General features: G+C 68.0%; 25 protein-coding genes. 13 read left to right on the top strand and 12 right to left on the bottom strand.

Features of this window, described 5'->3' with window-relative positions; all coding sequences use genetic code 11:
• Positions 1–13: 13 nt before the first annotated feature.
• From AWC17_RS17825 to trxA, 3 genes are all read right to left on the bottom strand, one after another.
• Entirely contained in the window at positions 14–1,642 is a 1,629-nt protein-coding gene (locus tag AWC17_RS17825) for an ABC-F family ATP-binding cassette domain-containing protein (protein ID WP_046185053.1), read from the bottom strand.
• Positions 1,643–1,661: 19 nt separating this feature from the next.
• Positions 1,662–2,471 (bottom strand): enoyl-CoA hydratase, encoded by an 810-nt coding sequence (locus tag AWC17_RS17820; RefSeq protein WP_046185054.1) that lies wholly within the window; start codon positions 2,469–2,471, stop codon positions 1,662–1,664.
• Positions 2,472–2,532: 61 nt separating this feature from the next.
• The gene (trxA, locus tag AWC17_RS17815) at positions 2,533–2,886 is read right to left on the bottom strand and encodes a thioredoxin (RefSeq protein WP_046185055.1); all 354 of its coding nucleotides are present in this window, start codon (positions 2,884–2,886) and stop codon (positions 2,533–2,535) included.
• A 277-nt stretch (positions 2,887–3,163) separates the two neighbouring features.
• Here trxA and AWC17_RS17810 point away from each other — a divergent pair, with 277 nt between their 5' ends.
• The 3 genes from AWC17_RS17810 to AWC17_RS17795 all read left to right on the top strand — a co-directional run bounded on the left by AWC17_RS17810 (position 3,164) and on the right by AWC17_RS17795 (position 6,718).
• Positions 3,164–4,990 carry an acyl-CoA dehydrogenase gene (locus AWC17_RS17810; RefSeq protein ID WP_046185056.1) on the top strand — a complete coding sequence of 609 codons (1,827 nt, stop codon included), beginning with the start codon at positions 3,164–3,166 and terminating at the stop codon, positions 4,988–4,990.
• A gap of 87 nt (positions 4,991–5,077) precedes the next feature.
• Positions 5,078–5,869: a DUF5666 domain-containing protein gene (locus AWC17_RS17800; protein ID WP_197083451.1), complete on the top strand. Its 792-nt coding sequence runs from the start codon at positions 5,078–5,080 to the stop codon at positions 5,867–5,869.
• Between the two features lie 114 nt (positions 5,870–5,983).
• Complete coding sequence (locus tag AWC17_RS17795; protein ID WP_046187430.1) at positions 5,984–6,718, top strand: DUF5666 domain-containing protein; 735 nt, start codon at positions 5,984–5,986, stop codon at positions 6,716–6,718.
• Between the two features lie 120 nt (positions 6,719–6,838).
• On the opposite strand, the gene AWC17_RS17790 is transcribed toward AWC17_RS17795, so the two are convergent.
• From AWC17_RS17790 to AWC17_RS17760, 7 genes are read right to left on the bottom strand one after another with little or no spacing between them, the layout of a single operon-like run.
• Complete coding sequence (locus tag AWC17_RS17790) at positions 6,839–7,186, bottom strand: metal-sulfur cluster assembly factor (RefSeq protein ID WP_046186310.1); 348 nt, start codon at positions 7,184–7,186, stop codon at positions 6,839–6,841.
• The gene (sufU, locus tag AWC17_RS17785) at positions 7,161–7,661 is read right to left on the bottom strand and encodes a Fe-S cluster assembly sulfur transfer protein SufU (protein ID WP_046186311.1); all 501 of its coding nucleotides are present in this window, start codon (positions 7,659–7,661) and stop codon (positions 7,161–7,163) included. The genes AWC17_RS17790 and sufU overlap by 26 nt, the downstream gene beginning before the upstream one ends.
• Positions 7,658–8,911: a cysteine desulfurase gene (locus AWC17_RS17780; RefSeq protein ID WP_046186312.1), complete on the bottom strand. Its 1,254-nt coding sequence runs from the start codon at positions 8,909–8,911 to the stop codon at positions 7,658–7,660. Before AWC17_RS17780 ends, sufU begins: the two co-directional genes overlap by 4 nt.
• Before the next feature lie 4 nt (positions 8,912–8,915).
• Positions 8,916–9,698, bottom strand: coding sequence for a Fe-S cluster assembly ATPase SufC (gene sufC, locus AWC17_RS17775; RefSeq protein WP_046186313.1), 783 nt, complete (start codon positions 9,696–9,698; stop codon positions 8,916–8,918).
• The gene (gene sufD / locus AWC17_RS17770; RefSeq protein ID WP_046186314.1) at positions 9,695–10,873 is read right to left on the bottom strand and encodes a Fe-S cluster assembly protein SufD; all 1,179 of its coding nucleotides are present in this window, start codon (positions 10,871–10,873) and stop codon (positions 9,695–9,697) included. The genes sufC and sufD overlap by 4 nt, the downstream gene beginning before the upstream one ends.
• Complete coding sequence (gene sufB, locus AWC17_RS17765) at positions 10,870–12,330, bottom strand: Fe-S cluster assembly protein SufB (RefSeq protein ID WP_046186315.1); 1,461 nt, start codon at positions 12,328–12,330, stop codon at positions 10,870–10,872. Before sufB ends, sufD begins: the two co-directional genes overlap by 4 nt.
• On the bottom strand, positions 12,327–13,115 hold the full coding sequence (locus AWC17_RS17760; RefSeq protein ID WP_085164901.1) for a helix-turn-helix transcriptional regulator: 789 nt from the start codon (positions 13,113–13,115) through the stop codon (positions 12,327–12,329). Before AWC17_RS17760 ends, sufB begins: the two co-directional genes overlap by 4 nt.
• 80 nt (positions 13,116–13,195) lie before the next feature.
• Between AWC17_RS17760 and mptB the strand changes: the two genes are divergently transcribed.
• The 4 genes from mptB (at position 13,196) to AWC17_RS17740 (ending at position 17,645) form a co-directional block, all read left to right on the top strand.
• The gene (mptB, locus tag AWC17_RS17755) at positions 13,196–14,908 is read left to right on the top strand and encodes a polyprenol phosphomannose-dependent alpha 1,6 mannosyltransferase MptB (protein WP_046183699.1); all 1,713 of its coding nucleotides are present in this window, start codon (positions 13,196–13,198) and stop codon (positions 14,906–14,908) included.
• Complete coding sequence (locus AWC17_RS17750; RefSeq protein WP_141224671.1) at positions 14,905–15,840, top strand: ABC transporter ATP-binding protein; 936 nt, start codon at positions 14,905–14,907, stop codon at positions 15,838–15,840. Before mptB ends, AWC17_RS17750 begins: the two co-directional genes overlap by 4 nt.
• Complete coding sequence (locus AWC17_RS17745; RefSeq protein WP_046183693.1) at positions 15,837–16,616, top strand: ABC transporter permease; 780 nt, start codon at positions 15,837–15,839, stop codon at positions 16,614–16,616. Before AWC17_RS17750 ends, AWC17_RS17745 begins: the two co-directional genes overlap by 4 nt.
• Positions 16,617–16,709: 93 nt before the next feature.
• Positions 16,710–17,645, top strand: coding sequence for a COX15/CtaA family protein (locus AWC17_RS17740; protein ID WP_197083396.1), 936 nt, complete (start codon positions 16,710–16,712; stop codon positions 17,643–17,645).
• Here the strand turns inward: AWC17_RS17740 and AWC17_RS17735 are convergent.
• Positions 17,595–18,272 (bottom strand): hypothetical protein, encoded by a 678-nt coding sequence (locus AWC17_RS17735; protein WP_046183691.1) that lies wholly within the window; start codon positions 18,270–18,272, stop codon positions 17,595–17,597. The genes AWC17_RS17740 and AWC17_RS17735 overlap by 51 nt on opposite strands.
• A 19-nt stretch (positions 18,273–18,291) precedes the next feature.
• Here AWC17_RS17735 and AWC17_RS17730 point away from each other — a divergent pair, with 19 nt between their 5' ends.
• Positions 18,292–19,266 (top strand): quinone oxidoreductase family protein, encoded by a 975-nt coding sequence (locus AWC17_RS17730; RefSeq protein WP_046183697.1) that lies wholly within the window; start codon positions 18,292–18,294, stop codon positions 19,264–19,266.
• Positions 19,267–19,326: 60 nt separating this feature from the next.
• Here the strand turns inward: AWC17_RS17730 and AWC17_RS17725 are convergent, their stop codons facing one another.
• Entirely contained in the window at positions 19,327–20,277 is a 951-nt protein-coding gene (locus AWC17_RS17725) for a heme o synthase (protein WP_046183690.1), read from the bottom strand.
• A 257-nt stretch (positions 20,278–20,534) separates the two neighbouring features.
• Here AWC17_RS17725 and tkt point away from each other — a divergent pair, with 257 nt between their 5' ends.
• The 5 genes from tkt to pgl are packed head-to-tail and all read left to right on the top strand — an operon-like array spanning position 20,535 to position 26,975.
• Positions 20,535–22,637 (top strand): transketolase, encoded by a 2,103-nt coding sequence (gene tkt / locus AWC17_RS17720; RefSeq protein ID WP_085164899.1) that lies wholly within the window; start codon positions 20,535–20,537, stop codon positions 22,635–22,637.
• A 15-nt stretch (positions 22,638–22,652) separates the two neighbouring features.
• Complete coding sequence (gene tal / locus AWC17_RS17715; protein ID WP_046183688.1) at positions 22,653–23,771, top strand: transaldolase; 1,119 nt, start codon at positions 22,653–22,655, stop codon at positions 23,769–23,771.
• Complete coding sequence (gene zwf / locus AWC17_RS17710; protein ID WP_046183687.1) at positions 23,768–25,312, top strand: glucose-6-phosphate dehydrogenase; 1,545 nt, start codon at positions 23,768–23,770, stop codon at positions 25,310–25,312. The genes tal and zwf overlap by 4 nt, the downstream gene beginning before the upstream one ends.
• Positions 25,312–26,223, top strand: a complete 912-nt coding sequence (gene opcA, locus AWC17_RS17705) for a glucose-6-phosphate dehydrogenase assembly protein OpcA (RefSeq protein ID WP_046183696.1) — start codon at positions 25,312–25,314, stop codon at positions 26,221–26,223. The genes zwf and opcA overlap by 1 nt, the downstream gene beginning before the upstream one ends.
• Entirely contained in the window at positions 26,220–26,975 is a 756-nt protein-coding gene (gene pgl, locus AWC17_RS17700; RefSeq protein WP_047323604.1) for a 6-phosphogluconolactonase, read from the top strand. The genes opcA and pgl overlap by 4 nt, the downstream gene beginning before the upstream one ends.
• The last annotated feature ends 18 nt before the right edge of the window (positions 26,976–26,993 follow it).

The following is a 26,993-nucleotide window of genomic DNA, read 5'->3' as shown; positions in this document are numbered from 1 at the left end:
CCGTCACCAGAAGTCAGGCGAGCTCGATGAGGTCCCGGTATTCGTCGGACCAGAAGTCCTCGGTGCCATCGGGCAGCAGCACGACGCGCTGCGGGTCGAGGGCCTCGGCCGCCCCGGGATCGTGCGTCACCAGCACCACCGCGCCCTGGTAGCTGCGCAACGCGTCGAGCACCTGTTCGCGCGAGGCCGGATCGAGATTGTTCGTCGGCTCGTCGAGCAGCAGGACGTTCGCCGTGGACGCCACCAAACCCGCCAGCGCGAGCCGGGTCTTCTCACCGCCCGACAGGGTGCCCGCCGGTTGGTCGAGTTGCGGCCCGCTGAACATGAACGCGCCCAGCAGGCCGCGCAAGTCCTGCTCACCCGAATCGGGTGCGGCGTGCCGGATGTTCTCCCAGACGCTCGCGTCGTTGTCGAGCGTGTCGTGCTCCTGCGCGAAATAGCCCATCCGCAAACCGTGTCCGGGCTCCAGCCCGCCGGTGTCGGGCTCCTCGGTGCCGGCCAACAGTCGCAGCAGCGTGGTCTTGCCGGCGCCGTTCAGCCCCAGCACCACCACCCGCGAGCCGCGGTCGATGGCCAGGTCGACACCGCTGAACACCTCCAGCGACCCGTACGACTTGCTCAGTCCCTTGGCGACCAACGGTGTGCGCCCGCACGGAGCCGGGGTGGGGAACTTGATCCGGGCCACTTTGTCGGCGACCCGCTCCTCGTCGAGCGCGGCCATCATCCGGTCGGCACGGCGCAACATGTTCTGGGCCGCAACGGCTTTCGTGGCCTTGGCGCCCAGCTTGGCGGCCTGCGTCCGCAACGCGGCGGCCTTGCGTTCGGCGTTGGTGCGTTCACGGCGGCGACGCTGCTCGTCGGTGGCCCGGGCGTCCAGGTACTTCTGCCAGCCCATGTTGTAGACGTCGACCTCGCCGCGCACGGCGTCCAGAAACCACACCCGGTTCACCACATCGGCGAGCAACTCGACGTTGTGGCTGATGATCACCAGCCCGCCGGTGTGGGCCCGCAAGAAATCCCGCAGCCAGCCAACCGAATCCGCGTCCAGGTGGTTGGTGGGCTCGTCGAGTAGCAGGGTTGTCGACGAGCCGGCACCGGTGTCGGACGCGGCGAACAGGATGCGCGCCAGCTCCACCCGGCGGCGCTGTCCACCGGACAGCGTGCGCAACTTCTGCGTCAGCACCCGGTCCGGCAAGCCGAGGCTCGCGCAGATGCGGCTGGCTTCGCTCTCGGCGCCGTAGCCGCCCAACGCGACGAACCGCTCCTCCAGCTGCCCGTAGCGGCGGATGGCGCGGTCCCGGGCCTCGTCGTCGGCGACCTCGGCCATCAACGCCTGCTGCTTCTCCAGGTCGGTGAGCAGAACGTCCAGGCCGCGGGCCGAGAGGACGCGGTCGCGGGCCAGCACCTCGAGGTCGCCCTCTTTGGGATCCTGTGGCAGATAACCGATTTCACCGGCGCGCACGACGGATCCGGCATATGGTTCGGTCTCCCCGGCCAGGATGCGCAGCGTGGTGGTCTTACCCGCGCCGTTGCGGCCGACCAGCCCGATGCGGTCGCCGGGCTGCACGCGCAGGTCCGGACCGTCGGGTGAGAGCAGAATGCGCGCACCAGCGCGGACCTCGAGGTCCGTGGCCGTGATCACATCTTCTCCCTTGTCGTGACTACTTGTCGTCGGTGAAAACCGCGGGGCGTCGCTCCGCGCGCGCGGCAACCGCTTCTTCGAAGTTGGCGGTGAGCAGACGAACGAACAGCTGGCCCAAGCCTTCGGCTTGCATGTGCCCTTCCAGGCTACCGGCGTCCAGTCCCGTCCACAGTGTGCGCTTGGTCAACTCGATTCCCGGCCGCGAGAAGGCGGCTATCCGCGCGGCGATCGCATAACACGTGTCCAGCAGCTGGCCTTCGGGCACCTGATTCGACACCAGGCCGATGCGCTCGGCCTCCTCGGCGGTGACGTCGCGCCCGGTCAGCATGATCTCGAACGCGCGCGACGATCCGATGGCCCTCGGCAACAAGTAGCTGAGCCCCAGCTCGCTGGCCGTCAACCCGTTGTTGATGCCGGCCGCGCGAAAGTAGGCGCCGGTCGAGGCCACCCGGATGTCGCAGGCCAGGGCCAGGCACAGTCCCCCGCCGATGGCCGGCCCGTTGACCGCGGCGATCACCGGCTGATGCAGGCGCCGCAGCCCCAGGATGACCTCATCGAGGATCTCCATCGAGCGCAGCGCGTAGGTCGGTCTCGTCAGCCCCTCGACGTGGGGCACCGAGCCCGCGGACTTGTGGTCGGCACCCGAGGAGAACCCCCGCCCCGCCCCGGTCAGCACGACCACGCGCACCGAATTGTCGTACCTGACCTTCTCGAGTGCCTCTTTGAGCGGCACCATGACGTCGAATGCCATGGAGTTCATTCGCTCGGGCCGATTGAGGGTAACCAGCGCGACGCCGGGCCGCGGGTGCTCTACCAGTACCAGACTCACCCAAGCAACCTAGCGTGTAGCTGGGCGCCGCCCTGCGCGCGCCGCGGTGTCGGAGTCGGAGCTATTCGGCTTGGCCGGCCTGGGCCGCGTCCACGTCGAATGCCCTGATTTGCTGGACCAGGTCTTCAAGAGCCGCCGGCGGCAGCGCCCCGGCCTGGTTGAACAGCAGTTTGCCCTTCTTGAAGGCCATCAGCGTGGGGATGGACCGAATCTGGGCGGCCGCGGCCAGCTGCTGTTCGGCCTCCGTGTCGACCTTGGCGTGCACTATGTCGGGGTGCTTCGCCGCGGACGCCTGGAAAGTGGGCCCGAACTGGCGGCATGGCCCGCACCAGGACGCCCAGAAATCGACGAGCACGATGTCGTTGCCCTCGATGGTTTCGTTGAACTTCTCAGCAGTGAGATCGAGTGTTGTCACATTTGCCGTAACGCCCGAACCCGACTTGATGTTCCCAGCCGGCCAGCCGGCCGGATCGCACGACGCTGACATTCATGCCCGTCCCGCTGGATCACCCGAACCACGTTCCGAGTTTGCTTAGGGCGCAACGGAAGCGGGCTTGCGCCCGGTTCGCCGCGACGACATCGGCGCGTAACCTGCCCGCGGCCCGCCGTAGGTTACGGTTGCGTACGTTTTCCCACGTCGGAGACACTGAGGCAGACGATCCGCCGCCCCAGGGACCAGTGAGGGAATCGCGTTGGGCCACTACATCGCTAACGTCCGTGATCTCGAGTTCAACCTGTTCGAAGTGCTGGACGTGGGCGCCGTGCTGGGCACCGGACCCTACAGCGAGCTCGACGCGGAAACGGTACGCACGATCCTGGCCGAAGCCGCTCGCCTGGCCGAAGGTCCGGTGGCCGAATCCTTCGCCTTCGCCGACCGCAACCCTCCGGCCTTCGACCCCGCCGAGCACACGATCAGCGTGCCGCCCGAGCTGGTCAAGACGGTGCAAGCGATCAAGGAAGCCGGCTGGTGGCGGCTGATGCTCGACGAAGAGATCGGCGGCATGGCCGCACCGCCACCGCTGGCGTGGGCGGTGAACGAGATGATCATCTGCGCCAACCCGTCTGCAAACTTCTTCTGCCTCGGGCCGTTGATGGCCCAGGCGCTGTACGTCGAGGGCAACGAAGAGCAGCGGCGCTGGGCGGCGGAAGGCGTGGAGCGCGGCTGGGCGGCCACCATGGTGCTCACCGAACCCGACGCGGGCTCCGACGTCGGCGCGGGCCGCGCCAAGGCCATTGCGCAACCCGATGGCACCTGGCACATCGAGGGCGTCAAGCGGTTCATCTCCGGCGGGGACGTGGGCGACACGGCCGACAACATCTTCCACCTGGTGCTGGCCCGGCCCGAGGGCGCCGGTCCGGGCACCAAAGGGCTCAGCCTGTTCTACGTCCCGCAATTCCTGTTCGACCCCGACACATTCGAACTCGGTCCCCGCAACGGGGTCTTCGCCACCGGCCTGGAACACAAGATGGGCATCAAATCCTCACCGACGTGCGAATTGACTTTCGGTGCAACGGATCTGCCCGCCGTCGGCTACCTGGTCGGCGACGTGCACAACGGGATCGCGCAGATGTTCACCGTGATCGAGCACGCGCGCATGACGATCGGCGTGAAGGCCGCCGGCACCCTGTCCACCGGCTACCTGAACGCGCTGGCCTTCGCCAAAGAGCGGGTGCAGGGTGCGGACCTCACGCAGATGTCCGACAAGACCGCGCCGCGGGTCACCATCATCCACCACCCCGACGTGCGTCGCAGCCTGATGACGCAGAAGGCGTACGCCGAGGGTTTGCGGGCGCTGTACATGTATGCCGCCGCGCACCAGGAAGATGCTGTGGCGCAACATGTTTCGGGAGCCGATCACGGCATGGCCCACCGCGTGGACGACTTGCTGCTGCCGATCGTGAAGGGTGTGAGCTCGGAACGGGCCTACGAGATCCTGACCGAGTCGCTGCAGACGCTCGGCGGGTCGGGCTTCCTGCAGGACTATCCCCTCGAGCAGTACATCCGGGACGCCAAGATCGATTCGCTCTACGAGGGCACCACGGCCATCCAGGCGCTGGACTTCTTCTTCCGCAAGATCGTTCGCGACCGCGGTGAGGCCCTGCAGTTCGTGACCGGTCAGATCACGGCGACGATCGACGCCTCCGACGAGGCGCTCAAACCGCAGGCCGAGCTGCTGCAGACCGCGCTCGACGAGGTCACGGCGATGACCGGCGCATTGACCGGATACCTGATGTCGGCCGCGCAACACCCCGCCGACATTTACAAAGTGGGGCTCGGATCGGTGCGGTATCTGCTCGCGGTGGGCGATCTGCTCATCGGCTGGCGGCTGCTGGTGCAGGCCGGTATCGCACACGCCGCGTTGGCCGGCGCGGCCGGAAACGACGCGGCGTTCTATCGGGGCAAGGTGGCGACTGCGGCGTTCTTCGCCAAGAACATGCTTCCGAAACTCACATCGCTGCGCAAAGTCATCGAGTCGATCGACGGCGAGATCATGCGCGTTTCCGAAGAGGCGTTCTGACCCGCGCCCGCGTTACACACAGGTTAGCTACAGCTCCGTCGGGTAATACCCATTCCGTTGGGTCCAACCACGATTGGAGAACTGTTGATGTCTGTCAACTGTCCAACGCCTTGCCTCACCCGGGTAGCGGTCTTCGCGGTCACCGGGGTCACCGCGCTGTCCATCGCCGCTTGCAGCTCGTCCAACAAATCAAGCCCGACCACGTCGACATCAACGTCCACCTCGGTGGTGACCTCGACGACCACATCGCCGGCCCCGGCCAACGGCGAAGCCCGAGTCAGCGGCCTGATCGCGTCGGTGGCGGGCAACTCCATTCAGGTCACCAAGGAAGACAACTCCACCGCCGCGGTGAACTTCACCTCCACCACCAAGGTCACCGAGACCACCCCCGCCGCGCTGACCGACGTCACCTCTGGCAGCTGCGTCACCGTGCGGCCGACCCAGCAACCCCAGGGCGGGCAGCCCGTCACCGCGGCGTCCGTGAAGGTCAGCCCGTCGGTCAACGGCGCATGCCCGGCCAAGCCGGCGGGGCAGGGTTCGGGACCGGGTTCCACCACCCCGCCGCCCCCGGGCTCCCCGGCGCCTGCCCCGAAGCCGGCCCCGGTCCGCGGCTCGGTGGCGTCCGTGTCGGGTAACACCATCAACGTCACCGGCACCGACCCCAGCGGCAACACCACGCAGACCGCGGTGACGGTCGACGACAAGACCAAGTACAGCAAGCAGGCCTCCGCCACCACCGACGCGATTGCGCAGGGTAAGTGCCTCTGGGCGCGCGGAACGATGGGCAGCGGCGGCACGCTGCAGGCGACCAGCATCAACGTTCGGCAGGCCAGCGACGGCAAATGCGGCAAGCCCAAGCAGCCCGGCCAGGGCGGCTGATCGCGGCCCAGGCCGCCTGAGATTACCGTCACACCAGGCGAGCGCGGTTGTGATAACCGCGCTCGCCTGGGTATCCGCTGGCCACGGTGAACCCGCGCGATCGGAGATGTGACGATGCCCGCCACTTCGGTGAACTCCCGGCTCGCTCGGCTCGCGCTCGTCGCCGTCCTCGCGGTGGTCCTGCTGGGCGTCGCCATGTGCCGTTCCAGCGACACGAATTCCAGCATTCCCGCCAAGCCGACGGTGACGGCGGCCCCGCCCAGCCCAGCACCGAGCGCGGCGCCCGCCCCGGCGGCCCCGCCCGTGGGCAAAGACTATGTCGAGGGCCTGATCGAGTCGGTATCGGGCGGCACGATTGCGCTCAGGACACGAACCGGAAGCGCGACGGTGGACTTCGCGCCGTCGACGCGGGTAGTGCGGGTCGCCCCGGCCACGCTGACCGACGTCACCCCCGGCAGTTGCGTCAACGTGCGCGCCACCCCGCAGAGCGCTCCGAACGGTGGCGCGATCACGGCCCAATCCGTAACGATCACCTCCGCCGTCGACGGCAAGTGCCCGCCGCCGGCCGGCTTCTACGGCACCGTCACGTCGGTCTCGGGTGACACCATCGCGGTCAACGGCATCGGTGTGCAGGCGGCACCGACGAATGTGACGGTCGCCAACTCGACCTCATACCAGCTGCAGAATCCATCGGACGCACATGCGATCGCGAACGGTAAATGCATGGGCGCGCAGGGGATTCAGGACGCCGGCGTGCTGCATGCGGCGATGATCAGCCTGCAGGCGTGCCCGCCGATGGGGCACCCGCACCACCACCTGCACCTGCCGCACCTGCCCTTCCGCCTCTAGCGGCGATCGCAAGCGCGGCGTAGCCGGGCGCGGCGGGTCGTCGCCATGGGGCAGGGCGATCGCAAGCGCGGCGTAGCCGGGCGCGGCGGGTCGTCGCCATCGGGCAGGGCGGGCCGGCCCCTAGACGGTGAAGCCGAGGGCGCGCAGCTGCTCGCGGCCGTCTTCGGTGATTTTGTCCGGGCCCCACGGCGGGTTCCAGACCCAGTTGATCCGCAGGTCGTCGACCAGACCGCTGCTGACGAGCGCGCTGCGCGACTGGTCCTCGATGACATCGGTCAGCGGGCAGGCCGCCGACGTCAATGTCATGTCGATCAGGGCGACGGTTCCGTCGTCGCCCTCTTCCACGTTGAGGCCGTAGACCAGTCCGAGATCGACGACGTTGATGCCCAATTCGGGGTCGACGACGTCGCGCATCGCCTCCTCGAGGTCGGCAATCAATTCGTCATCCGGTGCGGCGGTCTCGCTCATCCTTCTCCTCCTCGAAGTCCGCGCCCCTGTCTGCGCAAGCCTGGGCCAATGCATCCTTGAACGCCATCCACCCCAGCAGCGCGCATTTCACCCGGGCCGGGTATTTGGCCACTCCGGCGAACGCGATCCCGTCGCCGAGGACGTCCTCGTCGCCCTCGACGGTGCCGCGCGAGGACACCATTTCGGTGAATGCGGTGATGGTGTTCAGCGCTTCGGGCACCGTCTGACCGATTACCTGCTGGGTGAGCACCGAGGTGGCCGCCTGGCTGATCGAACAGCCTTGGCCGTCATAGGAGACGTCCGCGATGCGCCGACCGTCGTCGGACAGCGCGACCCGCAGGGTCACCTCGTCACCACAGACCGGGTTGACGTGGTGGACCTGCGCGCCGAACGGCTCCCGCAGCCCGCGGTGCTGCGGATGCTTGTAGTGGTCGAGGATCACGTCCTGATACATCTGCTCCAGGCGCACTGTCATTCTCTCCCAAAGAATTCGAGCGCCCGTCGCACGCCGGCCAGCAGACGCTCGACCTCGTCGGCGGTGTTGTACACGGCGAACGACGCCCGGGCCGTGGCTGCCAGGCCGAACCGGCGGTGCAGCGGCATCGCGCAGTGATGCCCCACCCGCACCGCGACGCCGTCGTCGTCGAGCACCTGGCCGACGTCGTGCGCGTGCACGCCGTCGACGACGAACGCCACCGGCGAGCCACGGTCTTCCATCGAGGTCGACCCGAGAATGCGCACGCCCTCGATCCCGGACAAGCCCCCGATGGCCGCGGCAGCCAGCTCGCGCTCGTGGGCCTCGACGGCGTCCATGCCGATGGCGCCGAGATAGCGTGTCGCCGCAGCCAAACCGACGACCTGGGAGATCATCGGCGTACCGGCCTCAAACCGCTGCGGCGGCGGCGCGTACGTGGAGGCTTCCATGGCCACCGTCTCGATCATCGATCCACCGGTGAGGAACGGTGGCAGCTGCGATAATAGCTCGCGACGTCCATACAGCACGCCGATGCCGTTGGGGCCCAACATCTTATGTCCGGAAAACGCGGCGAAATCGACATCGAACCCGTGGAAGTCGACCCCTCGGTGCGGCACCGACTGACAGGCGTCCAGCACGGTCAGCGCACCCACGGCCTTGGCGCGGGCAACCAGCTCTCTTACCGGCCCATAGGCGCCGGTGACATTGGAATGATGGCTGAACGCGACGACTTTGACGCGCTCGTCGAGCTGCAATGAGTCCAGGTCGATGCGCCCGTCGTCCGTAACGCCGTACCAGCGCAATGTGGCCCCGGTGCGTCGGGCGAGCTCCTGCCACGGGACCAAGTTTGCGTGGTGTTCCAGCTCGGTGATGACGATGACGTCGCCGGCTCCGACAGCACGCTCGAAACGGTTGTCGCCCAGCACATATGCCACCAAGTTGAGCGACTCGGTAGCGTTCTTGGTGAACACCAATTCGTCGGCATCGGCACCGACGAACGCCGCGATGTCGGCACGGCCCTGCTCGTAGGCGTCGGTCGCCTCCTCCATCAACTGGTGCGAACCACGATGCACCGCACCATAGGACGTGGTGAGGAACTGCCGCTCGGCGTCGAGCACCTGCAGCGGGCGCTGTGACGTCGCGGCGGAGTCCAGGTACGCCAGCTGATTTCCGCCCCGCATGACACGCTTGAGGATGGGAAAGTCAGCACGGATGGCCGCCACGTCCAGCGGGGTCACAGATGCCGTCATTTGCTCAAGCTCCGGTGGCTGCCGCTTGCGTGAAGCGCTCGTAGCCGTTCTCCTCGAGTTCGTCGGCCAGCTCCGGGCCGCCGGATTCGACGATCCGACCCCCGACGAAGACATGCACGAATTGCGGGCGGATGTAGCGCAGGATCCGGGTGTAGTGGGTGATCAACAGGATGCCGCCGTGCTCGGCCTCGGCATATCGGTTGACGCCCTCACTGACCACCCGCAGCGCGTCCACGTCCAGACCGGAGTCGGTCTCGTCGAGGATGGCGATCTTGGGCTTGAGCAGTCCCAGCTGCAGGATTTCGTGGCGCTTCTTCTCGCCGCCGGAAAACCCTTCATTGACGCTGCGTTCGGCGAACGCCGGGTCGATGTCGAGGTCGGACATGGCGGCCTTCACCTCCTTGACCCAGTGCCGCAATTTCGGCGGCTCGCCGCGGACGGCGGTCGCGGCGCTGCGCAGGAAGTTCGACATCGACACGCCCGGCACCTCGATGGGGTACTGCATGGCCAGGAACAATCCGGCGCGGGCACGTTCGTCGATACTCATGTCCAGCACGTTCTGGCCGTCCAGCGTGATCGACCCGGACGTCACCCGATACTTCGGGTGACCCGCGATGGCGTAGGACAGCGTGGACTTGCCCGAGCCGTTGGGACCCATGACCGCATGCGTCTCACCGGAATTGACGGTCAGGTTGACGCCGTTGAGGATGGGAATCTCCCGGTCGGCGTCGGCGGCGTTGGGGTCCACAACGCTGACGTGCAGGTCTTTGATCTCCAGAGTGGTCATGAAGTTGTTGCTCTCGATTCGGTGATGGCCAGTTCGTGTTCGATCGCCGCGGTGAGGCGTTCCCGTATCTCGGGCACCGCGATCTTGGAGATGATCTCGCCGAAGAAGCCGCGGACCACCAGCCTGCGCGCCTGCTCTTCCGGGATGCCGCGGGAGCGCAGGTAGAACAGCTGCTCGTCGTCGAAACGACCGGTGGCACTGGCATGTCCGGCACCGACGATCTCGCCGGTCTCGATCTCCAAGTTGGGCACCGAGTCGGCTCGCGCTCCGTCGGTGAGCACCAAGTTACGGTTCACCTCGAAGGTGTCGGTTCCGGCGGCGTCGGCGCGGATCAGTACATCGCCCACCCACACGGTGTGCGCGTCGGGCAGTGACGAGTCCGGATCCCCTTGCAGCGCACCCTTATACAGCACATTGGACTTGCAGTTGGGCTGGGCGTGGTCGACCAGTAGCCGCGATTCGAGGTGCTGGCCGTCGTCGGCGAAGTACAGGCCCAGCAGCTCGGCGTCCCCGCCGGGAGCGGAGTACCGCACGTTGGCGGACATCCGCACCACCTCGCCGCCCAGCGTGACGGTGACATGCCGCAGTACCGCGTCCTTGCCCAGCCGTGCGTGCTGCGCGCTCACGTGGACCATGTCGTCGGCCCAGTCGGCGATCCAAACCACGGTGAGCCGGGCGGCGTCGTCGACGATGAATTCGACGTTGTCGGCGTAGGTTCCACTCCCATGGTGGTCGATCACTACGACCGCCTCGCCGAGCTCGGCGACGCTGATCTGCAGGTGCCCATAGGCCACCGCGCCCGCCCCGGGGCCCGTCACGGTGATGTTCACCGGCTCGGCGATCTGGATGTCACGCCCGACGCTGACCAGCGTCGCGGAGTTGAACGACGAAAATGCCTGGGCCGCTACGCGGTCGGTGGGTATGCCGCCGCGGCCGAGCCGCTGGTCGCCGCGGCGAACGACCTCGGTCTGCACACCGGGCTGCGCGCTGACGTTGATCTTGGCGGTCCCGGTGGCCGGCGCCGAGCCGTCGTGCAGGCCGCGCAGCCGCCGCAGCGGGGTGAACCGCCACATCTCGTCGCGGCCATGCGGAACCTCGAAGGCGTCGACGTCGAAGGAGGCGAACAGCTCACCCTTGTTCGGTGCGGCAAGCGATGATCCAGTCGGCGCGGTCATCCGACCGCACCCTCCATCTGCAACTCGATCAGCCGGTTGAGCTCCAGCGCGTACTCCATCGGCAACTCTTTGGCGATCGGTTCGACGAAGCCGCGCACCACCATGGCCATCGCCTCGTCCTCGGTCAGCCCGCGGCTCATCAGGTAGAACAACTGGTTCTCGCTGACCTTGGACACCGTGGCCTCGTGACCCATCGTGACGTCGTCCTCGCGGATGTCTACATATGGGTAGGTGTCGCTGCGGCTGATCGTATCGACCAGCAGCGCATCGCATTTCACGCTGGAGCGTGACCCGTGGGCGCCCTTGTTCACCTGCACCAGGCCGCGGTACGAGGTGCGGCCGCCGCCGCGGGCTACCGACTTGGACACGATGTTGCTCGAGGTGTTGGGTGCCAGGTGCAGCATCTTGGCACCGGTGTCCTGGTGCTGGTCTACGCCGGCGAATGCAACCGACAGCACCTCGCCCTTGGCGTGCTCGCCGGTCATCCAGACCGCCGGGTACTTCATGGTCACCTTGGACCCGATGTTGCCGTCGACCCATTCCATGGTGGCGCCGGCCTCTGCCCGGGCCCGCTTGGTGACCAAGTTGTAGACATTGTTCGACCAGTTCTGGATGGTCGTATAGCGAACGCGCGCATTGGGTTTCACGATGATCTCGACCACCGCCGAGTGCAGCGAATCCGACTTGTAGATCGGCGCGGTACATCCCTCGACGTAGTGCACATACGAGCCCTCGTCGGCGATGATCAGCGTGCGCTCGAACTGGCCCATGTTCTCGGTGTTGATCCGGAAGTAGGCCTGCAGCGGAATGTCGACGTGCACACCCGGCGGCACGTAGATGAACGAGCCGCCGCTCCACACCGCGGTGTTCAGTGCCGAGAACTTGTTGTCCCCGGCCGGAATCACGGTGCCGAAGTACTGCCGGAAGATCTCGGGGTGCTCACGCAGCGCCGTGTCGGTGTCCAGGAAGATGACGCCCTGCTTCTCCAGGTCCTCACGAATGGAGTGGTAGACGACCTCCGACTCGTACTGCGCGGCGACACCGGAGACCAGCCGCTGCTTCTCGGCCTCGGGAATGCCCAGCTTGTCGTAGGTGTTCTTGATGTCCGCGGGCAGATCGTCCCAGGTCGCGGCCTGCTTCTCGCTGGAGCGCACGAAGTACTTGATGTTGTCGAAGTGGATGCCCTCCAGGTTGGAGCCCCAGCTCGGCATGGGCTTGCGGTCGAAGATGCGCAGCGCCTTCAGCCGGGTCGCCAGCATCCACTCGGGCTCGCTCTTCTTCGCGGAGATGTCGCGGACCACCGCCTCGGACAGCCCGCGCTGCGCGCTGGCGCCCGCGACGTCGGAGTCCGCCCAGCCGTAGCCGTACTTGCCCAGCGAGGCGATCGCCTGCTCCTGGGTCAACGGCTCGGCATCTGCTGTTTTGAAGGCCTGTTGTGCCTCTGGCGTGAGGGTCATAACGACGCTCCTTCGATGCTCGTGGTGTCGGGGCGCGGGCTGGGCGCCGGGGTAAGAGGCACGTGGGTGGTGCAGGCGCAGTCCCCGTTGACGATGGTCGCCAACCGCTGCACGTGGGTCCCGAGCACCTCGGCCATGGCCTGCTGCTCGGCTTCGCACAGCTCCGGGAATTCCTCGGCGACGTGCGACACCGGGCAGTGGTGCTGGCAGATCTGCACGCCGTGGATCGGGCCGCCGACATGTGTCGTGGTGGCGACGTAGCCGGCCTTGCTCAGCGCGCCGGCAACCCGCTCGGCGGCCGCCTCGACTTCGGCGTCGTCGGCGCTGTCTGCCGCCGGAACGTCGGTCAGGATCGCGTCGATGCGGCGCCGGGCGAAAGTGCGCACGGCGTCCTCCCCGCCGATTTCCCGCAGCTGCCGCATGGCCGCCGCCGCCAGGTCGTCATAGGTGTGCTCGAGCTTGGCGCGGCCCGCGGCGGTCAGCCGGAAACGCTTGGCGGGGCGCCCGCGCCCCACCTGCTGCCAGGATGCGGCCGGGACCGACTCGGCGTCGCCCGCGTCGATCAGGGCGTCGAGATGGCGCCGCACGCCGGCGGCCGTCAGCCCGAGCCGGTCGCCGATCTCGCCGGCGGTGATCGATCCGGACTCCAGCAGCAACCGCACGATGGCGCGACGGGTGTGGCCATCCTGCACCGCCGCGCCCGCTGCGCCCACGGCAGCGTCGTCGAGGCCGGTGCGGATTTTCACAACACCAGTGTGACGCAATTCCGGGGATCGGTCCACCAAGGGTGCCCTGGGTGGACGTTGCGCTGGTCACACCCGGGTTGGCCAGCGGGTCCAGAACCGACGGCGGCTACGCTGCACTGATGGCAGCCCGCCACCACTTGCTGAGCTCTTCGATCGCCAGCTTGCATGGCGACGAGCAAGCGGTGGGCACGCCGCTGAACGATACCGAGCTCACCGCGCTGCAACGCACCCGCCTGTTCGGCGCCACCGGCACCATCCTGATGGCCATCGGCGCGCTGGGCGCCGGGGCCCGGCCCGTCGTGCAGGACCCCACGTTCGGGGTGCGGTTGCTCAACCTGCCGTCGCGGATCCAGACGGTGTCGCTGACGATGACGACGACCGGGGCGGTCATGATGGCGCTGGCCTGGCTGATGCTCGGCCGGTTCGCGTTGGGCAGCAAGCGGATGTCGCGCGGCGACCTGGACCGCACCCTGCTGCTGTGGATAGTGCCGCTGCTCATCGCGCCGCCGATGTACAGCAAGGACGTCTACTCCTACCTGGCCCAGAGCCAGATCTCTTTGGAAGGACTCGACCCCTACCGGGTGGGACCCGCGTCGGGGCTCGGCCTCTCCCACGTCTTCACGCTGTCGGTCCCCACCCTGTGGCGCGAGACGCCGGCGCCCTACGGCCCGCTGTTCCTGTGGATCGGGCGCGGCATCTCCGCGATCACCGGAGAGAACATCGTCGCCGCCGTGCTGTGTCACCGGCTGGTCGAGCTGATCGGCGTGGGGTTGATCGTGTGGGCGACCCCGCGGCTGGCCCGGCGCTGCGGCGTCGCCGAGGTCAGCGCGCTGTGGCTGGGCGCGGCCAATCCGCTGCTGATCATGCATCTGGTCGCCGGCGTCCACAACGAGGCGTTGATGCTCGGGCTCATGCTGGCCGGGGCCGAGTTCGCGCTACGGGGTATTGACTCGCCCCGTCTGATGCCGGACTCCTGGCGCCCCGGTCCGCACTGGGAACCGTTGGGCATGCTGCTGGCCGGCGCCATCCTGATCATCCTGTCGTCGCAGGTGAAGCTGCCGTCGCTGCTGGCGCTCGGATTCGTCACGATGGCGCTGGCCTACCGCTGCGGGGGCAACCTGCGGGCGCTGCTGCTGGCGGGCGGCGCGATGACGGCGCTGTCGCTGGCGGTGATGGCGGTCGTGGGCTGGGCCAGCGGGCTGGGGTTCGGCTGGATCTACACGCTGGGCACGGCCAACGTGGTGCGCAGCTGGATGTCGCCGCCGACCCTGCTGGCCCTCGGCACGGGACAGGTGGGGATCCTGCTTGGCCTGGGCGATCACACCACCGCGATTCTCGGGCTGGCTCGTGGCATCGGTGTGCTGATCATCATGGTGATGGTGGGCTGGTTGCTGGTAGCCGTCTTCCGGGGCCGGTTGCACCCGATCGGCGGCCTGGGCGTGGCGCTGGGCGTCACCGTGCTGCTGTTTCCCGTCGTGCAGCCCTGGTATCTGCTGTGGGCGATCATTCCGCTGGCCGCCTGGGCAACCCGCAGCGGGTTCCGGGCGGCGGCAATCGTCATCACCCTCGTGGTCGGCATCTTCGGCCCGACGGCCAACGGCGACCGCTTCGCGCTCTTTCAGATCGTGGACGCCACCCTGGCCAGCGCCGTCATCGTGGCGGTGCTCATCGCGCTGACGTACACCCGCCTGCCGTGGCGGCGACTCCAGGCCGAGGCCGCCGAAACGCCCCCGGCGGCCGTCGACACCGCGCCGGCGACCGAGACCGTTCAGACCCCCCGGGCCACCCCTAGTTCAGAGGCGGTACCTGACGCCTACGCTGATTCCACGTGAGCTCGGACGTTCCTGAAACAGTCGTGCGACTGCGCGGGGTGAGCAAGCACTACGGATCCACCACGGCCGTCGCCAATCTCGACCTCGAGGTGCACGCCGCCGAAGTGCTCGCCCTGCTGGGCCCCAACGGTGCCGGCAAGACCACGACGGTCGAAATGTGCGAGGGCTTCGTGCGCCCGGACGCCGGCACCATCGAGGTGCTCGGGCTGGACCCGATCGCCGACAACGCCCGCCTGCGCACCCGCATCGGCGTGATGTTGCAGGGCGGCGGCGGCTACCCCACCGCGCGCGCGGGCGAAATGCTCAACCTGGTCGCCTCCTACGCCGCCGACCCGCTGGACCCGGCGTGGCTGCTCGACACCCTGGGCCTCACCGATGCCGCCCGCACCACCTACCGGCGGCTGTCCGGCGGCCAGCAGCAGCGGCTCGCGCTGGCCTGTGCGCTGGTCGGCCGCCCCGAACTGGTCTTCCTCGACGAGCCGACCGCGGGCATGGACGCGCATGCCCGGCTGCTGGTCTGGGAACTGATCGACGCGTTGCGCCGCGACGGCGTGACGGTGGTGCTGACCACCCACCAGCTCAAGGAGGCCGAGGAGCTCGCCGATCGGCTGGTCATCATCGACCACGGCGCGACGGTGGCCGCCGGTACCCCGACCGAGCTGATGCGCACCGGCGCCAAGGACGAGTTGCGCTTCACCGCGCCGCCGCGACTCGATCTGTCCCTGCTGACCGCCGCCCTGCCCGAGGAGTACCGGGCCAGCGAGGTGACGCCGGGCGAGTACCTGGTCGAGGGCCCCATCGACCCGCAGGTGCTCGCCACCGTCACGGCGTGGTGCGCGCGGATCGACGTGCTGGCCACCGACATGCGCGTCGAGCAGCGCAGCCTCGAGGACGTGTTCCTCGACCTCACCGGCAGGAAGTTGCGGCAGTGACCGAATCGAACGTCTTCCCCGCGGGGACCTTCACCCCCGACCCGAGGCCGAACGCCGTGCCGCGGATGCTGGCCGCGCAGTTCGGCCTGGAGCTCAAGCTGCTGCTACGCAACGGCGAGCAGCTGCTGCTGACCATGTTCATCCCGATCACCCTGCTGGTCGGGCTGACGCTGCTGCCGTTCGGCTCCTTCGGCCACAACCGCGCCGCCACCTTCGTCCCGGTCATCATGGCCCTCGCGGTGATCTCGACCGCGTTCACCGGGCAGGCCATCGCCGTCGCCTTCGACCGCCGCTACGGCGCGCTCAAGCGGTTGGGCGCGACCCCGCTGCCGGTCTGGGGCATCATCGCCGGCAAGTCGCTGGCCGTGGTCACCGTGGTGTTCCTGCAGGCAATCCTGTTGGGCGCCATCGGGTTTGCACTGGGCTGGCGGCCCGCCCTGACCGCGCTGGCGTTAGGCGCGGCGATCATCGCGCTGGGCACCGCCGGCTTCGCGGCCCTCGGGCTGTTGCTCGGTGGGACGCTGCGGGCCGAGATCGTGCTCGCGGTGGCCAACCTGCTGTGGTTCGTCTTCGCCGGGCTCGGCGCGCTGACGGTGGAAAGCGGGATGATCCCGACCGGCGTCAAGTGGGCGGCCCGGCTCACCCCTTCGGGCGCGCTGACCGAGGCCCTGTCGCGGGCGATGGCCCTGTCGGTGGATTGGTTCGGCATTGTCGTTCTGACGGTGTGGGGAGCGGTCGCGGCGCTGGCCGCGCTTCGCTGGTTCCGGTTCACCTGACGCGTCCAGGCCGACTCACGATGAGTCAGGGCTTACTACAGGACGTAGTTTTCGTTGGCCTACCATCGGGCCATGCCCGTGGGACGAACGCTGATGCGGTTGGTGGACCTCCTCCCCGACCCGAGCGTTCGCGCGCAGAAGCTCATCGCCGCGGCGGTCATCCTCACTCAGGGCGGCATCGCCGTCACCGGAGCGATAGTCCGCGTCACCGCGTCGGGACTGGGTTGTCCCACCTGGCCGCAGTGCTTTCCGGGCAGCTTCACCCCGGTCGCCCACGCCGAGGTGCCGCGCATCCACCAGGCGGTCGAGTTCGGCAATCGCATGATCACCTTCGCGGTGGTCGTCGCCGCGGCGCTGGCCGTGCTGGCCGTGACCCGGGCCCGGCGACGCACAGAAGTCTTGGCGTACGCGTGGCTGATGCCGGTGTCGACGGTGGTGCAGGCGGTCATCGGTGGCATCACCGTGCGCACCGGGCTGCTGTGGTGGACGGTGGCCATCCACCTGCTCACCTCGATGACGATGGTGTGGCTGTCGGTGCTGCTGTACGTCAAGATCGGCGAGCCGGACGATGGCGTGGTTCGCCGGCGTGTGGCCAGGCCGTTGCGCGCCCTGACGGCGCTGATCGGCCTGGACCTGGCCGTGGTGCTGGTCACCGGCACGCTGGTGACGGCCGCCGGCCCGCACGCGGGTGACCGCAGCCCCACCCGGACGGTGCCGCGACTCGAGGTCGCGGTCGACACCCTGGTGCACGCGCACTCCTCGCTGCTGATCGCCTACCTCGCCCTGCTGGTCGGGCTGGGTTTCGGGCTGCTTGCGGTGCGCGCCGCCCGGCCCATCCTGCGGCGGCTGATCGTGCTGCTCGCCCTGGTGTGCGCGCAGGCCGCCGTCGGCACCGCCCAGTACTTCACGGGGGTGCCCGCCGCGCTGGTCGCACTGCACGTGGCCGGAGCTGCGGCGTGCACCGCGGCGACCGCCGCGCTATGGGCGTCGATGCGAGAGCGGGCCGAGCCCGAGCCGCTCGCAGGCTGACTCCACGGCCAGCGCGAACTCGCGCTGGGCGCGCTCGCGGGTGGTGACGTCGAGGTGCGCCCAGCCCAGCGACGGCGCGACGAGGTCAAGCCCCACCAGCCGGTCCCCGGCCACGTCGGCGCGGGCGTACAGCAGCTCCCGCTCGGCGATTCCGGCGCGGTCGGCGGCCGACGCGAGCGCGGCGTAACCGAGGTCCCACGCCTCGAACTCCGGCTCGGCCGGCCAGGCGTGCGACTGCTTGCCGCCCAAGAAGATCAACGCCGACTGCGCCACGGGCCGGCCGGGCGGCCCGGCGAGCACAGTGGGAATCCCATCGCTCTCGAGGTCGCGCAGATATCCCTCATCGAGGTTCCAAGCGACCGCGTCGGGCGGGTTGAGCAGATGACGCACGCGCCGGATCCAGGCCAGGAATTCGTCGCGCCGGTCCGGGTCGTCCGCTGTGGCGCGCAGGATGACCAGGTCCGCGCGCACGGTCTCGGGATCGTCCCAAGACCGCCAGCGGGCGTGCAGCCCACGGGTTCGCAGCGCGGGCACCAGCCCGGCGTCGTCGGGGTCGCCGGTCGCATCGTCGCCCGGCCCCGCCAGCACGATGCGGGGATGGAAGATGTCCGGACGGGCGAGTTTCATGCCCGGGCATGATAAGCACATGCACGCAATCGAAGTCAGCGAAACCGGCGGCCCCGAAGTGCTGCGCTACGTCGATGCGCCACAACCCACGCCCGGGCCCGGCGAAGTGCTGATCAAGGCCGAGGCGATCGGCGTCAACTACATCGACACCTACTTCCGCTCGGGGCAGTACCCGCGCTCGCTCCCGTTCATCCTCGGTTCGGAACTGTGCGGCACCGTCGGCGCGGTCGGTGACGGTGTCGACGGTTTCAATGTGGGCGACCGGGTGGTCAGCGCGTCGGCATCCGGCGGTTACGCCGAGTACGCCACTGCCCCAGCGTTTTTGACGGCACACGTGCCGGGCGGCGTGAGTTCCGACGTGGCAGCGTCGGTGCTGCTGAAGGGCCTGACCGCGCACTACCTGCTCAAGTCGGTGTATCCGGTGCAGGCGGGCGACACCGTGCTGGTGCACGCCGGCGCGGGGGGCGTCGGACTGATCCTGACGCAGTGGGCTCATCTGCTCGGCGCGCGGGTCATCACCACGGTCTCCACGCCGGAGAAGGCGCGGCTGTCCCGGCAGGCCGGCGCGGACGAGGTGCTTTCCTACGCTGATGACCCGGACGAGTTCGGCCGGCAGATTCGTGGGCTCACCGACGGCCTCGGCGTCGAGGCCGTGTACGACGGCGTCGGCGCCACCACCTTCGACGCCAGCCTGGCCAGCCTGGCCGTGCGGGGCACGCTGGCGCTGTTCGGCGCGGCCAGCGGACCCGTTCCACCGTTCGATCCGCAGCGCCTCAACGCCGCCGGCTCGGTGTTTCTGACCCGGCCGTCGCTGGCCCACTTCATCCGCACCGGCCAGGAGTTCAGCTGGCGGGCAGAGGAATTGTTCGACGCGATCGCCGGCGGCGCCATCAGCATCGAGGTCGGTGGGCGTTACCCGCTCGCCGAAGCCACGCGGGCCCACCAGGACCTGCAGGGCCGCAAGACCGCCGGCTCGATCGTGCTGCTGCCGTAGGCATTTTCAACCGACCACTGGTTCGCCGAATCACTGAAGAGGCGGATGCGACGCGGTACGTCAGAACAGGTGCGGCAGCGCGATCACCGAATCGACCGCCAGCGCGCAAAACACAACAGCCAGATAGTTGTTCGATTGCAGGAACAACCGCAGCGGCTTGACCGGCTCGCCGGCGCGAACCCCGGCATGCAGCTGGTGGGCCATCGCCAGGAACCACACCCCGGCCACCACGGCGACCGCCGCGTACAGCCAGCCCGTGGCCAGCGCCAGCGCCAGCGTCGCCGCCACCGTCAGCCAGGTGTAGATCAGGATCTGCTTGGTGACCTGACGCTCGGTCGCCACGGCGGGCAGCATCGGGACGCCGGCCGCTATGTAATCGTCCTTGTAACGCATCGCCAGCGCCCAGGTGTGCGGTGGCGTCCAGAAGAAAATGATCGCGAACATCACCAGCGCCGGCCAGCCGATGGTGCCGGTGACGGCCGACCAGCCGATCATCACCGGCATGCAGCCGGCCGCGCCGCCCCACACGACGTTCTGCGAGGTGCGGCGCTTGAGCAGCAGGGTGTAGACCAGCACGTAGAAGGCGATGGTGGCGCCGGCCAGGTGTGCCGACAGCATGTTCGTCGTCCACCACAGCCAGAAGAACGACGCCACCGACAGCGCCAACCCGAACACCAGCGCGTGGCCGCGCGGGACCGTGGCCCTGGCCAGCGGCCGGCGCGCCGTGCGCTTCATCACCTTGTCGATGTCGGCGTCGGCCACGCAGTTCAGGGTGTTGGCTCCCCCGGCGGCCAGCATCCCACCGATCAACGTGTTGAGGATCAACAGCGGATTCACGGTGCCGCGGTGGGCAAGCAGCATGGCCGGAATGGTGGTGACGAGCAGCAGCTCGATGACCCGCGGCTTGGTCAGCGCCAAATACGCCAGCACCGTGCCGATTGCCCGACTGCTCACCGGGCCTGATAACCGGCTCGGTACTTGGCTCGGGGCGACGCGCCCGCGAACGCTCACGCAATAACTCCTTGGGGTCGCAGCGGCGCGCAGCATCTACTACACACGATGGTAGACCGAGGGCCGGTAACGGCCTGCCCGCAGGGTCCAATCCGGGAGATTTCTCCTGTGATTTCCGAACTGAATGTTACGGGTCAACGGCCACCGCGTAATTTTCACACCAGCCGGCGGCGGGTACCCAAAACCTGCACTGCAAGAGCCGGCCCTCCCGCACTAGGGTGGGATTGATCAGCTTGATGACCCCAAGGACTGAGTCTGTGACCACACTCGAAGAGATCTCTACGCTGACCCAACCGCACCTCCCCGACGACTGGTCCGAGATCGACTCGGCCGCCGTCGACACGATTCGGGTGCTGGCCGCCGACGCGGTCCAGAAGGTCGGCAACGGACATCCCGGAACCGCGATGAGCCTGGCTCCCCTGGCCTACACGCTGTTCCAGCGAGCGATGCAACACGATCCCAGCGACACCCACTGGCTCGGTCGCGACCGGTTCGTGCTGTCGTGCGGGCACAGCAGCCTGACGCTGTACATCCAGCTCTACCTGGGTGGGTTCGGTCTGGAACTGTCCGACATCGAGTCGCTGCGCACGTGGGGATCCAAGACGCCCGGGCACCCAGAGTTCCGTCACACCAAGGGTGTTGAGATCACCACCGGCCCGCTCGGCCAGGGTCTGGCCTCGGCGGTGGGCATGGCGATGGCGTCGCGCTACGAGCGCGGCCTGTTCGACCCGGACGCCGCCCAGGGCACCAGCCCGTTCGACCACTTCATCTACGTGATCGCCTCCGACGGCGACATCGAAGAAGGCGTGACCTCGGAGGCGTCGTCGCTGGCGGCCGTGCAACAGCTGGGCAATCTGATCGTCTTCTACGACCACAACGAGATCTCGATCGAGGACGACACCAACATCGCGTTGTGTGAGGACACCGCCGCGCGCTACGAGGCCTACGGCTGGCACGTGCAGAGGGTCGAAGGCGGCGAGAACGTCGTCGGCATCGAGGAGGCCATCGCCAACGCCAAGGCCGTCACCGACCGGCCGTCGTTCATCGAGTTGCGCACCATCATCGGCTATCCCGCGCCCAAGCTGATGAACACCGGCAAGGCCCACGGCGCGGCGCTCGGCGACGAGGAAGTGGCGGCCGTCAAGAGGGAACTGGGCTTCGACCCCGACAAGACGTTCGAGGTGCGCGACGAGGTCATCGCCCACACCCGCAAGCTCGTGGACCGGGGCAAGGAAGCGCACGAGAAGTGGCAGGGGGACTTCGACGCCTGGGCGCAGCGCGAACCCGACCGCAAGGCGCTCCTGGACCGGTTGACAGCCGAGGAGTTGCCCGACGGCTGGGACGCCGACATCCCGTATTGGGAGCCGGGGTCCAAAGCGCTGGCCACCCGCGCGGCGTCTGGCGAGGTGCTGTCCGCGGTGGGCCCGAAACTGCCAGAGTTGTGGGGCGGCTCGGCCGATCTGGCGGGCAGCAACAACACCACCATGAAAGGCGTCGATTCCTTTGGGCCGCCGTCGATTTCGACGAAGGACTACACCGCACACTGGTATGGCCGCACGCTGCACTTCGGTGTCCGCGAGCACGCGATGGGCGCGATCCTGTCCGGCATCGTGCTGCACGGTCCGACCCGGGCCTACGGCGGCACCTTCCTGCAGTTCTCGGACTACATGCGCCCGGCGGTGCGGCTGGCCGCGCTGATGGACATCGACACCATCTACGTGTGGACGCATGACTCGATCGGACTCGGCGAGGACGGCCCGACCCATCAGCCGATCGAGCACCTCGCGGCGCTGCGTGCCATCCCCAAGCTGTCGGTGGTGCGACCGGCCGACCCCAACGAGACCGCCTACGCCTGGCGCACGATCCTGGCCCGCGGCAACGGCAGCGGTCCGGTCGGGCTGATCCTGACCCGCCAGGGCGTGCCCGTGCTGGAGGGCACCAGCGCCGACGGCGTGGCCCGGGGCGGCTACATCCTCGGCGACGAGGACGGCCGCCGGAAAGATGAGGACCCGGACGTCGTGTTGATCGCCACCGGATCGGAGGTTCAGCTCGCGGTCGAGGCCCAGAAGCTGTTGGCCGACAAGGACATTGTCGCGCGGGTGGTGTCCATGCCGTGCGTGGAATGGTTCGAGTCGCAGCCCGAGGACTACCGCGACAGCGTGTTGCCCCCGTCGGTGTCGGCCCGGGTGGCCGTCGAGGCGGGCGTCGCGCAGCCCTGGCACAAGCTGGTCGGCGACACCGGCAGGATCGTGTCGATCGAGCATTACGGCGAATCCGCCGACTACAAGACTTTGTTCCGTGAATTCGGTTTCACCGCAGAAGCCGTCGCGGCCGCCGCGGAACAGGTAGTGGATAACTGAGAAGGGGTAATTCACATGACTCAGAACCCTAACCTCGCGGCGCTCAGCGCTGCGGGCGTATCCGTTTGGCTGGACGACTTGTCGCGCCAGCGGCTGCAGTCGGGCAATCTGCAAGAGCTGATCGACACCAAAAGCGTTGTCGGAGTGACCACCAACCCGTCGATCTTCCAGAAGGCGCTGGCCGACAGCGATACCTACAACGACCAGATCTCCGAGCTGGCCGAGCGCGGTGCCGATGTGGACGCCACCATTCGCACCGTCACCACCGATGACGTCCGCAACGGATGCGACGTGCTCAGACCACAGTGGGAAGCCTCCGACGGCGTCGACGGCCGGGTGTCCATCGAGGTCGACCCCCGGCTGGCGGCCGAGACCGACAAGACCATCGCGCAGGCCGTCGAGCTGTGGAAGATCGTCGACCGGCCGAACCTGTTCATCAAGATCCCGGCCACCAAAGCCGGGATTCCGGCCATCACCGCCGTTCTGGCGGAAGGGATCTCGGTCAACGTGACCCTCATCTTCTCGGTGGAGCGGCACCGTCAGGTGATGGACGCCTACCTGGCCGGCCTGGAGAAGGCCCGCGAGGCGGGACACGACCTGTCCAAGATCCATTCCGTGGCATCGTTTTTCGTGTCCCGGGTGGACACCGAGGTGGACAAGCGGCTGGAGAAGGTCGGCACCGAGGAGGCGCTGGCGTTGCGTGGCCAGGCCGGTGTGGCCAACGCCCGGCTGGCCTACGCGGCCTACCAGGAGGTGTTCGAGGGCGGCGATCGCTACGAGGCGCTCAAGGGTGACGGTGCCCGCGTGCAGCGTCCGCTGTGGGCGTCGACCGGGGTCAAGAACCCCGACTACTCCGACACCCTGTACGTCACCGAGCTGGTCGCGCGGAACACGGTGAACACCATGCCGGAGAAGACAATTGACGCCGTCGCGGACCACGGCGTGATCAAGGGTGACACCGTCACCGGCACCGCTTCCGCCGCGCAGGAGGTGTTCGACAAGCTGGCCGCGGTCGGCCTCGACTTGACCGACGTCTTCGTGGTGCTGGAGAACGAGGGCGTGGAGAAGTTCGTGGATTCGTGGACCGAGCTGCTGGAGGAGACGCAGAAGCAGCTGGATTCCGCCTCGAAATGACTCCGGCCCGTACCGCTGCGCAATGGCATAACCCGTTACGGGACAAGCGCGACAAGCGGCTGCCGAGGATCGCCGGCCCCTGCGGCATGGTGATCTTCGGCGTCACCGGCGACCTCGCCCGCAAGAAGGTGATGCCGGCCATCTACGACCTGGCCAACCGGGGGCTGCTGCCGCCGAGCTTCTCCCTGGTGGGCTTCGCCCGGCGCGACTGGGAGACCCAGGATTTCCGCAAGGTGGTCTACCAGGCCGTCAAGGATCACTGCCGGACGCCCTTTCGGGAGGAGAACTGGGAACGCCTGGCTGAGGGATTCCGTTTCGTGCCAGGCTCCTTCGACGACGACGCGTCGTTCGGCCGGCTGGCCGAAACCCTGGACAAGCTCGACGCCGAGCGCGGCACCGGCGGTAACCACGCCTTCTACCTGGCCATCCCACCCAAGTCCTTCCCGGTGGTGTGTGAACGGCTGCACAAGTCCGGGTTGGCCCGGCCGCAGGGCGATCGATGGAGCCGGGTGGTCATCGAGAAGCCGTTCGGTCACGACCTGGAGAGCGCGCAGGCCCTGAATCATGCGGTCAACGCCGTCTTCCCCGAAGAGGCGGTGTTCCGCATCGACCACTATCTGGGCAAGGAGACGGTGCGAAACATCTTGGCGTTGCGGTTCGCCAATCAGTTGTTCGACCCGATCTGGAACGCGCACTACGTCGATCACGTGCAGATCACCATGGCCGAGGACATCGGATTGGGCGGGCGGGCCGGCTATTACGACGGCATCGGCGCCGCCCGCGATGTCATCCAAAACCACCTGATGCAGCTGCTGGCGCTGACCGCCATGGAGGAACCTGTCAGCTTCAACCCGGCGGCGTTGCAGACCGAGAAGATCAAGGTGCTCTCGGCGACCCAGCTGGCCCAGCCGCTCGACGAGACCACCAGCCGCGGCCAATACACCGGCGGCTGGCAGGGCGGCGAGAAGGTGGTCGGGCTGCTCGACGAGGAAGGGTTCGCCAAGGACTCCACCACCGAGACGTTCGCCGCCATCACACTGGAGGTCGACACGCGCCGCTGGGCCGGCGTGCCGTTCTATCTGCGGACCGGAAAACGCTTGGGCCGAAGGGTGACCGAGATCGCGCTCGTCTTCAAACGCGCACCGCACCTGCCGTTCGACGCCACCATGACCGACGAACTGGGCGCCAACGCCATGGTCATCCGGGTGCAGCCCGACGAGGGCATCACGCTGCGGTTCGGTTCCAAGGTACCGGGAACCGCGATGGAGGTCCGCGACGTCAACATGGACTTCTCCTACGGCTCGGCGTTCGCCGAAGAGTCGCCGGAGGCCTACGAACAGCTGATCCTCGACGTGCTGCTGGGCGAGCCGTCCCTGTTTCCGGTCAACGAAGAGGTCGAATTGGCTTGGGAGATATTGGATCCCGTCCTCGATAACTGGGCGGCCGACGGCAAGCCCGAGCCGTATGAGGCGGGCACTTGGGGTCCGGAGTCCTCGTTCGAGATGCTGCGCCGGACGGGGCGCGAATGGCGGCGGCCCTGATGATTATCGACATGCCGGACACCAGCACCACCGCGGTCAACAAGCGGCTCGACGAACTGCGCGAGAAGGTCGGCGCCGTGACGATGGGCCGGGTGCTGACGCTGATCATCACGCCGGACAGCGAAGCCATCCTCGAAGAGTCGCTCGAGGCGGCCAACAACGCGAGCCACGAGCATCCCAGCCGGATCATCGTCACGATGCGGGGCGACCCGTACGCGGACGAGCCGCGCTTGGACGCGCAGTTGCGCGCGGGTGGCGACACGGGCGCCAGCGAGGTGGTGATCCTGAATCTGTCCGGGGCGCTCGCCGGGCACGCCGCCAGCGTCGTGACCCCGTTCCTGCTCCCCGACATCCCGGTGGTGGTGTGGTGGCCGGACGTCGCCCCGGCCGTTCCGGCCCAAGACCCGTTGGGCAAGTTGGCGATTCGGCGCATCACCGACGCCACCAACGGAACCGACCCCCTATCGGCGATCAAGAGCCGACGGTCCGGATACACCGCCGGCGACACCGACCTGGCGTGGGCGCGCATCACCTACTGGCGGGCGCTGCTCACCTCCGCGGTCGACCTCGCCCCCCACGAGCCGATCGAGTCGGCCCTGGTGTCCGGCCTGAAAAACGAACCGGCGCTTGACATCCTCGCGGGCTGGCTGGCCGACTGCATCGACGGCCCCGTGCGCCGCGCGGTTGGCGAGCTCAAGGTGGAGCTCGTACGCAAGAGCGAGACCATCGTCTTGAGCCGGCCCCAACAGGGCAGGACGGCGACGCTGAGCCGCACCGCCAAGCCGGAGGCCCTGCTTCCCTTGGCGCGCAGGGAAACCGGCGAGTGCCTCGCCGAAGACCTGCGGCGGCTGGACCCCGATGAGATTTACCAGACAGCGCTAGAAGGCATTGAGAAAGTGCAGTACGTGTGAGCACCATCATCGAAGTTTTTCCGGAAGGTCGGGCGCTGATCGAGGCCGCCGCCAACCGATTGTCCGAGAGCATCCGCAACGCCGTGGCGGCCCGGGACCGCGCACTCGTCGTGCTGACCGGCGGCAGTAACGGCATCGGGTTGCTCGAGGCGCTGGTGGGCTACGAGATCGCCTGGCCCAAGGTGCACCTGTTCTGGGGCGACGAACGCTACGTCCCCGAGGATGACGACGAACGCAACGACAAGCAGGCGCGGGAGGCGTTGCTGGACCGGATCGACATTCCGTCCAGCCATGTGCACACCATGCCGGCCAGCGACGGCGAATTCGGCAGCGACCTCGCGGCCGCAGCGCTGGCCTACGAACAACTGCTGGCGGCCAACGCCGAACCCGGTCAACCGGTCCCGAATTTCGACGTGCATCTGTTGGGCATGGGGCCGGAGGGGCACATCAACTCGCTGTTCCCCGACACCCCCGCCGTGCTGGAAACCAGCCGCATGGTGGTCCCGGTCGAGGACTCCCCCAAGCCACCTCCCCAACGAATCACTCTGACCCTGCCCGCAATTCAGCGTTCACGCGAGGTCTGGCTGATGGTGTCCGGGGCTGCCAAGGCCGACGCGGTGGCCGCGGCCATCGGCGGCGCCCCGCCGGTCTCGGTGCCCGCCGCCGGGGCGATCGGCCAGGAAACCACGCTGTGGCTGCTCGACGAGGAGGCCGCGGCCAAACTGCCCTCGCGCCCGGGTCAGTCAACCTAGTCCCGACCCGGTTTGATC

It is taken from the genome of Mycobacterium nebraskense, assembly GCF_002102255.1.
Lineage (GTDB): Bacteria > Actinomycetota > Actinomycetes > Mycobacteriales > Mycobacteriaceae > Mycobacterium > Mycobacterium nebraskense.
Note: the sequence above shows the minus strand (reverse complement) of the source record. Positions and strands in the feature narration are given on the sequence as shown.